Here is a 13,834-nt window from a genome sequence, read left to right as displayed (position 1 = left end):
CCCCGCGTTTCCCGCCCAGGAGCCTTGAATGTTCGATATTGGCTGGACCGAGCTGCTTGTCATCGCGGTCGTACTGATTGTAGTGGTTGGTCCCAAGGATCTGCCGCCGATGCTTCGTGCGTTCGGAAAAATGATGCAGCGTGCCCGAAAGGTCGCAGGCGAATTCCGGGCTCAGTTTGATGAAGCGTTGCGTGAGGCGGATCTGGATGACGTCCGGCAGACTTTGAGCGATGCGCAGAAGCTGAACCCTGTCAACAGTCTGCGCGAAGCCATGAACCCGCTCAGGCAGATGGGCAATGAAATCAAGGCCGACCTGCAGAAGTCGACGACGGTGGAAAACAAGACCGAAGTCCCGCCGACTGTCATGTCTACCCCTGAGCCTTCGATGATCCTGCCGGAGACACCTCCCGTCATGTCGCCTCCGACGCCTCAGGCGGCTGTCGCAGCTGAAATGCCAGGCACCTCCGTTTCGGCGACGCCAAAGGCAGCGCGCAAGCCACGCGCCAAAGCAGCGGACAAGGCCGATGCTGCTGCGGCCATTGCCGTTGTTCCGGCCGAAAAGCCCAAGCGGGCACCATCAAAAACCACGGCAGCAAAGAACCCGACAGCCGTCGCCGTCGAGGCCACAGCCGCTCCGAAGAAGACGGCAGCGAAAAAGAAGAAGGACGACGCATGAGCGGTGATATCGAAGACAAGCCGCAGCCGTTGATCGAGCACCTGATGGAGCTGCGCAAGCGGCTCATGTGGTCGATCGGTGCGTTTTTCATTGCCTTCATCGTGTGCTTCGTATTTGCCAAGCATCTCTTCAATGCCCTGGTCTTTCCATACAAATGGGCGGTCATCTGGGCGCATCTCGATGTGTCCAAGGCGCAGCTTATTTACACTGCACCCCAGGAATTCTTCTTCACGCAGGTGAAGGTCGCGATGTTCGGGGGTCTTGTGATCGCCTTCCCGATCATCGCTGCGCAGATCTACAAGTTCGTGGCGCCCGGCCTCTACAAAAACGAGCGCGCCGCTTTCCTGCCGTTTCTGATCGCGTCGCCGGTGCTGTTCCTCATGGGCGCATCCCTGGTCTATTTCTTCTTCACGCCGATGGTCATGTGGTTCTTCCTGACCATGCAGCAGGCGCCGGGCGAGGGCGATGTCGCGATCTCGCTGTTGCCGAAGGTATCCGAATATCTCAGTCTCATCATGACGCTGGTCTTCTCCTTCGGCCTCGTGTTCCAGCTCCCTGTGATCACAACCCTGCTGGCACGTGTCGGACTTCTGACGTCGGATTGGCTTCGGGAGAAGCGGAAGTTCGCGATCGTGCTCGCATTCGTTGTCGCGGCGGTGCTGACGCCCCCCGATCCGATGTCCCAGATCGGCCTTGCACTGCCGACCATCATTCTCTACGAGATTTCCATCTACGCGGCGCGACTCGTGGAGCGCCAGCGTGCTCGTGAGACGGTCAAAGAGGCTGACGGGTCCGCGGACGTTGCCAAGACGGACAGCGTCTGAGCGGTCCTCCCGAAATTCTCTCGATGAGCGCTTCCGAACATCCGGTCGAAGCCCGGTCAGGCTTTGACCGGGTTATCCCTTTTGCAACGACCTGGAACGACAATGCTCGATATCAAATGGATCCGTGAGAATCCCGAAGCGCTGGACGCAGCCCTTGCCAAGCGTGGCGCCGTGCCCTTGTCCGAAAGCCTGGTCGCGCTTGACGAGAAACGCCGCTCCGCCGTTCAGAAGGTGCAGGACATGCAGTCCCGCCGCAACGCCGCCTCGAAGGAAATCGGCGCGGCGATGGCGCAGAAAAACGGCGAGCTTGCCGAAAAGCTGAAGGCGGAAGTCAGTGACCTCAAGGTGCTGCTTCCAGCGGCTGAAGAGGACGACCGCAAGTTTTCGGAAGAACTCAACGACGCGCTTGCGCGCATCCCGAACATCCCGCACGACGACGTCCCGGTCGGCGAGGATGAGCATGGCAACGTGGTCGCCCACGTGGTGGGGGAAAAGCCGCGCTGGAACCACACGCCAAAGGAACACTACGAAATCGGCGAAGCGCTCGGCTACATGGATTTCGAAAAGGCTGCGAAGCTCTCCGGCTCGCGCTTCACGGTGCTCACGGGCCCTTTGGCGCGTTTGGAGCGAGCGCTCGGCCAGTTCATGATCGACCTCCATACGAGCGAGCACGGTTACACCGAAGTCAGCTCTCCCCTGATGGTGCGCGCCGAAGCGCTGTTCGGCACCGGCAACCTGCCGAAGTTCGAGGAAGATCTCTTCAGGACGACTGATGGCCGCTACCTCATTCCGACCGCCGAGGTGACACTCACCAACCTTGTGCGGGAGGAAATCCTCGATCACGAAAAGCTGCCGCTTCGTTTCACCGCCCTGACGCCGTCCTTCCGCTCCGAGGCGGGTTCGGCCGGGCGCGACACGCGCGGCATGCTGCGCCAGCACCAGTTCTGGAAGTGCGAACTCGTATCGATCACCGATGCCGAGAGCTCGATCGCAGAGCACGAGCGCATGACGGCCTGCGCCGAAGAAGTTCTGAAGCGGCTTGGCCTGCATTTCCGCACGATGACGCTCTGCACTGGCGATATGGGCTTCGGCTCGCGCAAGACCTACGACCTGGAGGTCTGGTTGCCGGGACAGAATACCTATCGCGAAATCTCGTCCTGCTCCGTCTGCGGCGATTTCCAGGCGCGCCGTATGAATGCGCGCTATCGCGGCAAAGAAGACAAGGCGACGAAGTTCGTTCACACGCTGAACGGTTCGGGGACGGCGGTTGGACGCTGCCTGATCGCAGTACTCGAAAATTATCTCAACGAAGACGGCTCCGTCACGGTGCCGGACGCGCTGCTGCCATACATGGGCGGCTTGACGAAGATCGAACGGGCAGCTTGAGACGATGCGCATTCTGCTCACCAACGACGACGGCATTCATGCAGAAGGCCTCGCAACGCTGGAACGGATTGCGCGCACACTCTCCGACGATGTTTGGATTGTCGCACCTGAAACGGACCAGAGCGGCCTTGCGCATTCGCTGAGCCTCTCCGAGCCGTTGCGCCTGCGCAAGATATCCGACAAGCACTTTGCGCTGAGGGGCACGCCGACCGATTGTGTMATCATGGGTATCAAGCAGGTCATGGAACTGAAGCCGGACCTCGTGCTCTCGGGCGTCAATTCCGGCTCCAACGTTGCCGACGACGTTACCTATTCGGGAACGATCGCCGGGGCCATCGAAGGCACGATGCAGGGCGTGCGCTCCGTCGCCTTGAGCCAGGCTTATCTCCATGAGGACGGTGCACGCATCGTTCCTTGGGACGTCTGCGAGGCGCACGCGCCAGCACTACTCGAAAAGCTGATATCGCTCGATCTGCCAGAGGGGACCTTCCTCAATCTCAACTTCCCGAACTGTCGGCCCGAAGAGGTCGAGGGCGTTGAGGTGACGGCGCAGGGCAAGCTTGCCTTCAACCTGCAGGTTGACGCCCGCGCCGATGGCCGCGGATTTCCCTACTATTGGTTGAAGTTCGGAGAGCGTGCCGGCGCCTTCATTGAGGGCACGGATATTCACGCCCTCAAACATCGCAAGGTTTCGGTAACACCTTTGAAACTGGATCTGACTGATTATTCCGTACAGGACCGCGTGAGGCGGACGCTTTCGGGTACGGAGTAAATCGCATTGACGTCACGTCTGATGGAGAAGGAAGGGTTTGCCGCGCTCGTTCTGAGGCTGCGTGCGGAAGGCGTGTCCGATATCGACCTGCTGACCGCCGTCGAGCAAACGCCGCGCTCGCTTTTTGTGCCGCCGCAGTTTGCGGAACAGGCCTATTCCAGCCGTACAATCCCCATCGAATGCGGATCCTTCCTCGAGGGCGCCGATCTGGCGGTGCGCGTCCTGCATAGCCTCAAGGTCAAGCCTGGCCAGCGCGTCCTGGAAATCGGCACGGGCAGCGGTTTCATGACGGCCGTCATGGCCCGCATGACCGAACGCGTTCTGACGATCGACCGCTACAAGACGCTCGCGAGCAACGCGCAGCGGCGCATCGAGTCGATGGGGATCCGCAATGTCATTGTCCGTCAGGCAGATGGCAGCGCCGGCCTGCAGGGCGAGGGGACCTTCGATCGCATACTGGTCACCGCAGCATTCAATGCGATGCCGCGCTTTTATGCGGACCAGCTTGTATCGGGCGGCTCGATGATCGCCCCGCTGATGATTTCGGACACGGAATGCCGTCTTGTGCGCTTGACGAAGACCGGCAGTCGTTTCGAGCGCGAAGAGCTGTTCAACTCTCCCTACCTGCCCATCGTGCCGCGCATTGCATCCCAGCTCTGAACGCCTCGTGCGTCTATGGTTAGCAATCTCTCAAAAAAATCGCACTGATTCCTACGCCTTAACCGGGTGGTAATACTAACGCGCTTTAATAATCCCACAAACGGTTGCGTCATTTAGTGGGTCGAGTCATGCGTTTCAGTCTTTCGCCAAAGTTCGGGAAGTCTGCCAGTAATGTCCTGATTGCGGCTTTCCTGGCGAGTGTCGCAACGGGATGCAGTTCCGATGTGACACGTTTCGGCGGTCTGTTTTCTTCGTCCGGTCAGGACCAGTTGACGACCGGTTCCATTCCGCGCAGAAGCGCCAGCGGCTTGCAGGCTGATCCTGTGCCGCAAGCGGATTTGCAAGGTGGCTATTCGGCAGGCGGTCAGGCGATGAGCCAATCTTATCCGGCCCAGCCCGCTTACGGCTCCAGCGCCCGCATGGCCTCGGCTCCCGTCTCCGTGCAGCGATCGGAACTTTCAGCACCAGGCACGGTCGCGCCGGTCCGCGAAAAGCAAGTCGCGCTCGCTCAGCCTTTCCCCGCGTCGACCACACCCACGAGATCTGCGTCGGTCTTGGTGCCGCCGAAGGTGGACACGGACGCGATCGTCACCGGTACGACACCTAAGGTGTCCGGCTGGTCCTCCACAAACGCACCGTCCGTGACGCTCCGGCCCGGCGAGAGCGTTGCGATACTCGCCAAGCGCTACGGTGTTCCGGAGAAGGAAATTCTGCGTGCCAACGGCCTGAAGACGGCTTCCGCCGCCAAGCCCGGTCAAGTCGTCCTGATCCCGACCTACAATGGAGGCAATGCCGCCAAGGCATCGGCCCAGGCCGCCGACCTCTCGAAGAACGGCCAGTCGCCACAGCCCGGCAAATCGCACGAGCAAAACCTCGCGGTTGTTCCTGGAGCAAATTCCGCCCGCGACAAGTCGTTGGCGAACGCCGATCCGACCAGCAAGGCGCCGGGCGCGGGCAAGAGCCCGAAGGGCGCAGGTGGCACCTATGTCGTAAAGCCGGGTGACTCGCTTGCCAAGATTGCCAGGGCGACCGGCAGCAGCATCGATGAGCTGAAGGCTGCAAACAACCTTTCGGCCGGTTCGATCCGCATTGGCCAGGAACTCAACTTGCCGAATGGCGCCAGCTCCCCGGATGGCATGAAGACGGCGTCGATCCCGGCCAAGGCCGAGCCGAAGCCGGTCGCGCAGCCAGCGGCTGCAACGGCCACGGCAGCCGCTCAGCCGGCCACCTACAAGGCACCGGTCGCGACCGAAACCGTCGATGAAGCCGCCAAGAAGGAGGTTGCGTCCGCTGCCCCCGAGGCGACCGGAATCTCCAAGTATCGCTGGCCAGTCCGTGGAGCGGTCATCGCCGCCTACGGGGCCAATGTGAACGGCAGCCGAAACGACGGTATCGACATCTCCGTGCCGCAGGGCACGCCGATCAAGGCCGCCGAAAACGGTGTGGTCATCTATGCCGGCAACGGCCTGAAGGAGCTCGGCAACACAGTTCTCGTGCGCCACGATGACGGTACCGTCACGGTCTACGGCAATGCCGACACGCTGAGCGTTGCCCGTGGCCAAAAGATCCAGCGCGGCCAGACGGTCGCAGTCTCCGGCATGAGCGGCAACGTCAAGCAGCCGCAGGTTCACTTCGAAGTCCGCAAGGACGCGACCCCTGTGAACCCGATCACTTTCCTCGAATAGGTATTGCGTCTCGAGGACTATGCAAAAGCCCGGCCGAAAGCCGGGCTTTTGTCGTTTGGAGGAGCATCCTCGGCGTTTCAGGCGCGATCGAGAAGGATCCGCATGCGGCCGGCGAGATCCTGAATATACTGCCACGCGACGCGGCCGGAGCGCGCCCCGCGCGTCGTTGCCCATTCGAGCGCTTCCGCGTGCATCCTCTGGCGGTCATGGGTCAGCTTGAAATGATCGGCATAGCCATCGATCATTGTCAGGTAGTCCTCCTGGCTGCACTTGTGGAAGCCGAGCCAGAGGCCGAAGCGGTCGGAAAGCGACACCTTCTCTTCGACCGCCTCGGACGGATTGATCGCGGTCGACTGCTCGTTCTCCATCATGTTGCGTGGCAGCAGGTGCCGGCGGTTGGAGGTCGCATAGAACAGCACGTTGTCCGGCCGGCCCTCGACGCCGCCGTCAAGCGCCGCCTTCAGCGACTTGTAGGCGGTATCGTCGTGGTCGAAGGACAGATCGTCGCAGAAGACGATGACGCGGTGGGGTGTGTCCTTGAGCAGGTCAAGCAGCGTCGGCAGGCTGGCGATATCCTCGCGGTGGACTTCGACCAGCTTCAACAAGACGCCGCTTTCGCTCCTGACATCCTCGTGCACGGCCTTCACCAGCGAGGATTTACCCATGCCGCGCGCGCCCCAAAGAAGAACGTTGTTGGCCGGGTACCCATCGGCGAAGCGAACAGTGTTCTCGTGCAGGATATCGCGCACACGGTCGACGCCGCGGATGAGCTTCAGGGCGACACGGTTCGGCCGCGCGACGGGCTGGAGGTGGAGGCGGGCAGGAGACCACACGAAGCAGTCTGCCGCGTCCCAGTCGTTGGCTCCGGGCGCCGGGCCAGCAAGGCGCTCGACAGCATCCGCCAGACGGCGCAGTTCCGCCAGAATGACGCTATTATTCAACTCTTCGGTCATGGCGGCTCCTCCCGGATGCAGTTTATTGATTTCGCTGGGAGGTAGCATGGCCTTTTGCCAGCGGAAAGGTTAAGAGGCACTGGAATCGGTACGGTTTCCAGCTGTTTCTGTTGCAATCGCAAAGACCATAATTATAGTCCGGCCACCCGAGAAATGGCGACGTTTCGCCACCGGAAAAGTTTTGAGGAGTTTAGCATGTTCATCACCCCGGCATTCGCCCAGGCCGCAACCGACACCGCGGCGTCGCCGTTCGGTTCGGGCTTTGAAATGATCATCCTGTTCGTGCCGCTGATGGTCGTCTGGTATTTCCTGTTGATCCGTCCACAGCGCTCCCAGGCAAAGAAGCGCGAGGAGACGTTGAAGGCGATCCGTCGCGGCGACCAGGTCGTCACCGGTGGCGGTCTCGTCGGCAAGGTCACCAAGGTCATTGACGACAAGGAAGTCGAAGTGGAAATTGCCGATGGCGTGCGCGTTCGCGTCGTCCGCACCGGTATCTCCGAAGTCCGCGTCAAGGGCGAACCTGTAAAGGCAGACGCCGCGTAACAGAGACCATACATATCCGCGAACCGGATTGCCCGGATCTGAAATAGTCGAGAGAAAATGCTTCATTTTTCCCGCTGGAAGACCGTTCTGATCATGTTCGTGGTTCTGGTGGCCGTGATGGTTGCGGCCCCCAATCTCTTGTCGGACAGGAAACTCGGCTTTTTGCCGTCCTGGCTGCCCCACAATCGCGTCGCCCTGGGGGCGGACCTGCAGGGCGGCACGCATCTGGTCTTCCAGATCGAGCGCGCCGATATCGCCAGGGAGCGGCTAGAGAGTACGGTTCGCGAGATCAGCGGCACGCTGCGCCGGGCCAACATTCGCTATACGGGGCTGACAGGCAACGATCAGACCGTTACCGTGAAGATCACCGATCCGAACCAGGTTCAGGTGGCAATCGATTCCCTCAAGGGCCTGACTGCGACCACCAAGAGCGGCTTGCTCGGTGGTTCGAGCCAGAACGTCAGGCTGCAGCAGAGCGATGGCGGCCAACTCACCCTTCAGATTGGCGACACCGCGATCGAGAGCGGCATAGCCGCTGCGCAGGCGCAGTCCGTGGAGATCGTCCGTCGCCGCATTGCTGAGGCAGGCAGCGCTGATTTCGAGGTTCGGGCCGAAGGCGCAGATCGGATCGATGTGCAGGTATTCGGCGCCGTCGACGCCGAGCGCTTGAAGGGAATTCTGAACGAACCCGCCAAGCTCTCCGTTCGGATGATCGACGAGAGCATGTCGGGCCAGGACGCGCTTGGTGGACGCTGGCCGGCGACCTCGGAGGTACTCTACTCGCTGGACGACCCGCCGATTCCCTATCTCGTTGACCGCACGGACTTTATCGCGGCCAAGAACATCACCGACGTGCAATCGGCGGCGGATGCTCAGACGCAGGCGGTGTCGATCAGCTACAAGCTCGATGCGGAAGGGACTGAGCGTCTGGCGCAGAAGACGCGGCAGAATATCGGCCGCCATCTCGCGATCATCTTCGATGGTCAGGTGATGGCAGCACCGCTCATCACCGCCCCGATCGTCGACGGCACGGGTATCATCCCCGTCAGCTTTACCGAAGACGGAGCATACGATCTCGCACTGATGCTGAGAGCTGGGGCACTGCCCGCCACGCTGACGACCGTCGAAGAACGCACTGTCAGCCCTGCTCTTGGCGCTGAATCGACACGGGCGGGCCTCCTGGCCGGGGTCGTGGCGGCGATGCTGGTGATAGGCCTGATGTTCGGCTTCTATCGCGGATTGGGTATCATCGCCGCGCTTTCGCTGCTGCTGAATCTTATCCTGATTCTCGCCGTGATGAGCCTGATAAGCGCGACCCTGACGTTGCCCGGAATAGCCGGCATCGTCCTCATCATGGGCATGGCCGTTGATGCCAATGTTCTGATTTACGAACGCATTCGCGAAGAGGCCAAGAGCGGCCGTCCGTTTGCCGAGGCGATCGAGAGCGGCTTCTCCAAGGCGATCATGACGATCCTCGATGCGAACGTCACGATCTTCATTGCGGCCGTGATCCTCTATTTCCTGGGCAACGACGCAGTCCGCGGCTTCGCGGTGACGCTTGCCGCCGGCATCGTGACGACTGTTTTCACAGCCGTCACGCTGACACGCTGGATTGTCGTAACCTGGCTTCACAGACGTCACCCGAAGCATTTGCCCAAGGATGTTCACACAGGCATCTTCGACCACGCAAACATTCGCTTTATGGGGATCCGCCGCTACACGTTTACCGTATCGGCGGCCTTGTCGATTGCTGCGATGATCGGATTCGCCACCGTCGGCATGCATCTCGGCGTCGATTTTGCCGGCGGCTCGATCGTAGAGGTCAAGGCAAGGCAGGGCGCAGCCGACACTGACGATATCCGCGCGCGCCTCAGCGATCTGAATATCGGCAATATTTCGGCTCGTCGCCTCGAGGATACCTCAAGCGCGTTGATCCAGCTGGAGTCCCAGGGTGGCGGTGAGAATGCCGAGCAATCGGCGATCACGCTGGTGCGCGATGAGCTCGGTCAGGACTATGATTTCCGCCGCGTCGAAGTCGTCGGTCCGGCGATATCGGGCGAACTGACGAGGGCCGCGACACTTGGCGTTTTGGCCTCGCTCTTGGTCATCCTCATCTATATCTGGGCACGCTTCGAATGGCAGTTCGCCGTAGGTGCTATCGTGGCGACGCTGCATGACATCATCCTCATGCTGGGCCTATTCGTCCTCACAGGAATAGAGTTCAATCTGACGAGCGTGGCGGCACTCCTGACGATCGTCGGCTACTCCTTGAACGACACCGTGGTGGTCTACGACCGATTGCGCGAAAATCTGAAGCGCTACCGAAAGATGCCGCTGCCGATCCTGATCGACGCGTCCATCAATCAGACGCTGTCACGCACGGTCTTGACGGCGGCGACCACGCTGCTCGCGCTCGCGGCACTTTCGCTTTTCGGCGGCGAGGTTATTCGCTCGTTTGCATTCGTCATGCTCATCGGCGTTGCCCTGGGCACTTTCTCCTCCATTTACATCGCAGCACCGGTGCTGATTGTTTTCAAACTTCGCCCGGATGCGCTCGACAATGATCAAGACAAGAAAGCAGCGGAACCGGATTCCCGATCCGGCAATCCGGCAGTGTGAGAATATGGCTAGAGGCATAGAAATACGTGAGGCGCATTTTCCCGGACGCGCCCCGATCGACACTTACGGAAATGGCGGCTTCCGTTTTGCCGATATGTCGCATCGCGGTTCGATCCTCTGCCTGCCCTCCGGCATCCATGGCTGGGACATGGATGCGACGAAACCGCTGTCGATCGAGAATTTCCAGCGGGTCCTCGCCGAGGCGGGCGATATCGAGTTCCTGCTGGTCGGCACAGGCGTTGACATGCGGTTGATACCGGCCGATCTGAAGGCGGCGCTCAAAGCCGCCGGGATCTCCTCCGATCCGATGAATACCGGCGCGGCGGTGCGCACATTCAACATCATGCTTCTGGAATCCCGCGCTGTGGCCGCGGCATTGATCGCGGTTTGAGCATGGCCGATCTGTTGTCGAAGAACCAGGATATCTGCCTGGCGATGCTGCGCGACAGCGATCGCGACCGCTATCTTGCCTGCCTTTTGTCACCGCTGGACAAGCGCGGCGCTCTGGCGGCACTCTATGCCTTCAACGCAGAGCTTGCCCGCATCCGCGACCTCGTCCACGAACCGCTTCCCGGTGAAGTGCGCATGCAATACTGGCGTGATCTTCTGGAAGGCAATGCGCATGGAGCGACGGAAGCAAACCCGGTTGCGTCTGCTCTGTTGTCGGCAATCGAGGCCTACCGCTTGCCTCGGCAGACGCTTGTCGACATGATCGATGCGCGCATTTTCGATCTCTACGATGATCCGATGGAGACGCGCGTCTCACTGGAAGGTTATGCCGGTGAAACGGCGTCGGCCCTGATCCAACTCGCAAGTCTCGTGCTTGGGCCGGAGGACGCGGTGCGCTCCGCCGAAGCCGCCGGCCATGCGGGGGTGGCCCAGGCGATCGCCGGGTTGCTTCTGCTAATGCCGCTGCATCGTCATCGGGGCCAACTTTACATTCCTCTGGAAATTCTCGCTGCGACCGGTCTCGACCGAGACACGTTTCTCGCGGGGCCCGACAAGATGCGCATTTCCGCGGCGATCGAGGCTTTTGCCGGGCTCGGGCGCGATCATCTCGAAAGGGCGAGAGGCGTCTCGATCTCATCTGTCGTGTTTCCTGCCTTTCTGCCCGCCACGTTGGCGGGGCCCGTCCTTGTCAAGGCACAGAAGGCTGGCGCGGCGCTGTTCGAGCGGTCGCTTCAACAATCTCAGTGGCGCCGGCAGATCAGCATGACGCGGGCCCTCATGCGGAAGAAAATCTGATGCTGTTTAAACTCGCGCAAGCCTCGTGCGCTATGATGGTCGTTGTTGCCAGTTTTGAACGGAGAGCGGCGTGAGCATTATCGTCTGGTGCGTTCTTTTTGCCATCGTGATCGTTATCGCTTTTATCTGCGTGCGCATGGCCGCACGGAACCAGGAAGAGGGCTTGCACGATACCGGGCTCGCGATCATCGAGTTCAATCGTGCATTCCCCAACGAGGCGATCCGCCAGCTGCAGGCGACCGCCAACGGCCAGGCCGTGTTCGTCCGCCTGCACGACAACAAGGCGGGCCTCATGCGCAACATGCTCAGACATTATGCCTGCCACCTCATCGAGCCGGGCAGGGTGCGTGTCTTGAGCTCTGAAACAGGCAAGGGATTGACCATCGAATTCCTCGACGCCCCCCACCATAACGGCACGTTCGAGTTTGCCTCGCCCAAGGAGGCATCGGAAGTTTCGCTCTGGCTGCTCGGCAATTATGTCGCCGAGCCGGACAGGGAGGTTCAGGCGAGCATTCCCACAGCCGCCAACCGCCACTAGGGCCATAGGGACGGGGTGGCCCTTGCTGGCGCAGCGATGGATTGAAGCAGTGCCTCATCCGGTTTGATGAGTTGCCTGCCGCCGTTTTGCGTTGCCTTGCCACCCAAACAAGTGCAAGATTTAAATCATCTGGCAAACGTTTGTACGCGGTTCACAACGCGATGGAGGTGCAAGATGGTTCTCGCAATCAATGATATCGCTCCAGATTTTGAAGCCCAGACCACCCAAGGAAAGATTAGTTTTCACGACTGGATCGGTAATTCCTGGGCCGTGCTGTTTTCCCATCCCAAGGATTTTACGCCTGTATGTACGACGGAGCTCGGCTACATGGCCAAGATCAAGCCCGAGTTCGATAGGCGCGACGTCAAGATCATCGGCCTCTCGGTCGATCCACTGGAACGCCATGCCGGCTGGCTGAAGGACATCGAAGAGACGCAGGGCGTCAGGCCGAACTATCCGATGATCGCGGACATCGATTACGCGGTGTCGAAGCTCTACAACATGCTGCCGGCTCTGGTCTCCGGCGATCCGACCGACCGTACCGCTGCCGACAATCAGACGGTGCGCAACGTCTTTGTCATTGGTCCCGACAAGAAGATCAAGCTGATCCTCGTCTATCCCATGACCACCGGGCGAAATTTCGATGAGGTGCTGCGTGTCATCGATTCCCTGCAGCTGACGGCCAAGCACAAGGTTGCGACGCCTGTGAACTGGAAGCAAGGCGAGGATGTCTTCATCGCTGGCTCGGTCTCCGACGACGACGCCAAGAAGCAGTATCCGCAAGGCTGGGCCGCTCCGAAGCCTTATATCCGGATCGTGCCGCAGCCGCACGGATAGCCGGGTCGCAGGGTCACTCTAAACGGAAGCAGGAGATGAGGATGATCTTCCGTCAGCTTTTCGATCCCGCGTCGAGTACCTATTCGTATCTGCTGGCAAGCAGACAGGGCGGCGAGGCGCTGATCATCGATCCAGTTCTCGAGAAGGTCGATCGCTATCTGCAGCTCGTGCACGAGCTGGACCTCAAGCTCGTCAAGGCGGTGGATACTCACCTCCATGCCGACCACATCACCGGTCTTGGCGCCCTGCGCGACAAGACCCACTGCATTACCGTCATGGGCGAGCAGACGAAGGCCGATATCGTCTCCATGCGTCTCTCGGACAACGACAAGCTTACGATCGAAGGCCTGTCGCTTGATGTCATATACACGCCCGGTCACACGGACGATTCATACAGTTTTGCGCTACCTGACCGGGTGTTCACCGGCGATACGCTGCTCATTCGCGGGACCGGCCGCACCGATTTCCAGAACGGCGATCCGCGGGCGCAATTCGAATCCATCTTCGGGCGCCTTCTGAAACTGCCCGATACCACGTTGGTCTACCCCGCCCACGACTACAAGGGCGACACGGTCTCGACGATTGGCGAGGAGAAGGCATACAATCCGCGTCTGCAGGTGCGCTCGGTCGATGAATATGCCGACGTGATGAACAACCTGAAGCTCGCCAACCCGAAGATGATGGATGTTGCCGTGCCGGCCAACATGCACGTCGGGCTGAATCAGGAAGAGGTCGTCCGTCATGGCTGGGTACTGACGGCCCAGCAGGCGCTAGGGCTTCTCGGCGATGCCAATGTTGCCCTGATCGATCTGCGCGAAAACGGCGAACGGCAGCGAAATGGCACGATCCCGGGCTCGCTGCATGTTCCCTATCCCGACCTGGAGGAAAACATCGGGGACGGCGGCATGCTGCATGCGCTGGCGCAATCCACCAACAAGCGCCTCGTCTTCTATTGCGCCTTCGGCGAACGTTCGGCGATGGCGGTTCAAGCCGCGCACGACGCCGGGCTTGCGTCTGCCTTTCATATCCAAGGCGGCATCGACGCCTGGAAGAAGGCAAGCGGCCCGGTCACTCACTGACACGACGAGAAGGCGGA

At 60.5% G+C, this 13,834-nt stretch carries 14 protein-coding genes; 13 read left to right on the top strand and 1 reads right to left on the bottom strand.

Annotation, left to right across the window (positions count from 1 at the left end; genetic code table 11):
- Positions 1-28 precede the first annotated feature (28 nt).
- The 6 genes from tatB (at position 29) to AC1DMK_RS01250 (ending at position 6,003) form a co-directional block, all read left to right on the top strand.
- Positions 29-676, top strand: a complete 648-nt coding sequence (tatB, locus tag AC1DMK_RS01275; RefSeq protein WP_037065733.1) for a Sec-independent protein translocase protein TatB — start codon at positions 29-31, stop codon at positions 674-676.
- Positions 673-1,500 (top strand): twin-arginine translocase subunit TatC, encoded by an 828-nt coding sequence (tatC, locus tag AC1DMK_RS01270; protein WP_037065732.1) that lies wholly within the window; start codon positions 673-675, stop codon positions 1,498-1,500. The genes tatB and tatC overlap by 4 nt, the downstream gene beginning before the upstream one ends.
- A 102-nt stretch (positions 1,501-1,602) precedes the next feature.
- Positions 1,603-2,886: a serine--tRNA ligase gene (gene serS / locus AC1DMK_RS01265; protein WP_477856698.1), complete on the top strand. Its 1,284-nt coding sequence runs from the start codon at positions 1,603-1,605 to the stop codon at positions 2,884-2,886.
- A 4-nt stretch (positions 2,887-2,890) separates the two neighbouring features.
- The gene (gene surE, locus AC1DMK_RS01260) at positions 2,891-3,658 is read left to right on the top strand and encodes a 5'/3'-nucleotidase SurE (protein WP_477856697.1); all 768 of its coding nucleotides are present in this window, start codon (positions 2,891-2,893) and stop codon (positions 3,656-3,658) included.
- A gap of 6 nt (positions 3,659-3,664) precedes the next feature.
- Positions 3,665-4,318: a protein-L-isoaspartate(D-aspartate) O-methyltransferase gene (locus AC1DMK_RS01255; protein WP_037065729.1), complete on the top strand. Its 654-nt coding sequence runs from the start codon at positions 3,665-3,667 to the stop codon at positions 4,316-4,318.
- A 128-nt stretch (positions 4,319-4,446) separates the two neighbouring features.
- Positions 4,447-6,003, top strand: a complete 1,557-nt coding sequence (locus AC1DMK_RS01250) for a peptidoglycan DD-metalloendopeptidase family protein (RefSeq protein WP_477856695.1) — start codon at positions 4,447-4,449, stop codon at positions 6,001-6,003.
- A gap of 77 nt (positions 6,004-6,080) precedes the next feature.
- Here the strand turns inward: AC1DMK_RS01250 and AC1DMK_RS01245 are convergent, their stop codons facing one another.
- Entirely contained in the window at positions 6,081-6,956 is an 876-nt protein-coding gene (locus tag AC1DMK_RS01245; protein ID WP_477856693.1) for an ATP-binding protein, read from the bottom strand.
- A 195-nt stretch (positions 6,957-7,151) separates the two neighbouring features.
- On the opposite strand from AC1DMK_RS01245, the gene yajC reads away from it, so the two are divergent.
- The 7 genes from yajC to AC1DMK_RS01210 all read left to right on the top strand — a co-directional run bounded on the left by yajC (position 7,152) and on the right by AC1DMK_RS01210 (position 13,817).
- Positions 7,152-7,499, top strand: coding sequence for a preprotein translocase subunit YajC (gene yajC, locus AC1DMK_RS01240; protein ID WP_037065726.1), 348 nt, complete (start codon positions 7,152-7,154; stop codon positions 7,497-7,499).
- A 57-nt stretch (positions 7,500-7,556) separates the two neighbouring features.
- Complete coding sequence (gene secDF / locus AC1DMK_RS01235) at positions 7,557-10,118, top strand: protein translocase subunit SecDF (RefSeq protein WP_477856691.1); 2,562 nt, start codon at positions 7,557-7,559, stop codon at positions 10,116-10,118.
- Positions 10,119-10,122: 4 nt separating this feature from the next.
- The gene (locus tag AC1DMK_RS01230; protein ID WP_037065722.1) at positions 10,123-10,509 is read left to right on the top strand and encodes an Mth938-like domain-containing protein; all 387 of its coding nucleotides are present in this window, start codon (positions 10,123-10,125) and stop codon (positions 10,507-10,509) included.
- Positions 10,510-10,511: 2 nt separating this feature from the next.
- Positions 10,512-11,363: a phytoene/squalene synthase family protein gene (locus tag AC1DMK_RS01225; RefSeq protein WP_477856689.1), complete on the top strand. Its 852-nt coding sequence runs from the start codon at positions 10,512-10,514 to the stop codon at positions 11,361-11,363.
- A 70-nt stretch (positions 11,364-11,433) separates the two neighbouring features.
- Complete coding sequence (locus AC1DMK_RS01220) at positions 11,434-11,901, top strand: hypothetical protein (protein ID WP_037065720.1); 468 nt, start codon at positions 11,434-11,436, stop codon at positions 11,899-11,901.
- A 174-nt stretch (positions 11,902-12,075) separates the two neighbouring features.
- Complete coding sequence (locus AC1DMK_RS01215) at positions 12,076-12,738, top strand: peroxiredoxin (protein ID WP_037065719.1); 663 nt, start codon at positions 12,076-12,078, stop codon at positions 12,736-12,738.
- A 41-nt stretch (positions 12,739-12,779) separates the two neighbouring features.
- On the top strand, positions 12,780-13,817 hold the full coding sequence (locus AC1DMK_RS01210; RefSeq protein WP_037065717.1) for an MBL fold metallo-hydrolase: 1,038 nt from the start codon (positions 12,780-12,782) through the stop codon (positions 13,815-13,817).
- Positions 13,818-13,834 lie beyond the last annotated feature (17 nt).

The organism is Rhizobium sp. 05L419, from assembly GCF_056397845.1.
This window is presented reverse-complemented; position numbering and strand designations above follow the sequence as displayed.

Bases quoted from the DNA above. Each gene is read 5' to 3' on its own strand.
- tatB (WP_037065733.1), top strand. From the start codon at position 29: ATGTTCGATATTGGCTGGACCGAGCTGCTTGTCATCGCGGTCGTACTG.
- tatC (WP_037065732.1), top strand. From the start codon at position 673: ATGAGCGGTGATATCGAAGACAAGCCGCAGCCGTTGATCGAGCACCTG.
- serS (WP_477856698.1), top strand. From the start codon at position 1,603: ATGCTCGATATCAAATGGATCCGTGAGAATCCCGAAGCGCTGGACGCA.
- AC1DMK_RS01250 (WP_477856695.1), top strand. From the start codon at position 4,447: ATGCGTTTCAGTCTTTCGCCAAAGTTCGGGAAGTCTGCCAGTAATGTC.
- AC1DMK_RS01245 (WP_477856693.1), bottom strand. From the start codon at position 6,956: ATGACCGAAGAGTTGAATAATAGCGTCATTCTGGCGGAACTGCGCCGT.
- yajC (WP_037065726.1), top strand. From the start codon at position 7,152: ATGTTCATCACCCCGGCATTCGCCCAGGCCGCAACCGACACCGCGGCG.
- secDF (WP_477856691.1), top strand. From the start codon at position 7,557: ATGCTTCATTTTTCCCGCTGGAAGACCGTTCTGATCATGTTCGTGGTT.
- AC1DMK_RS01230 (WP_037065722.1), top strand. From the start codon at position 10,123: ATGGCTAGAGGCATAGAAATACGTGAGGCGCATTTTCCCGGACGCGCC.
- AC1DMK_RS01225 (WP_477856689.1), top strand. From the start codon at position 10,512: ATGGCCGATCTGTTGTCGAAGAACCAGGATATCTGCCTGGCGATGCTG.
- AC1DMK_RS01215 (WP_037065719.1), top strand. From the start codon at position 12,076: ATGGTTCTCGCAATCAATGATATCGCTCCAGATTTTGAAGCCCAGACC.
- AC1DMK_RS01210 (WP_037065717.1), top strand. From the start codon at position 12,780: ATGATCTTCCGTCAGCTTTTCGATCCCGCGTCGAGTACCTATTCGTAT.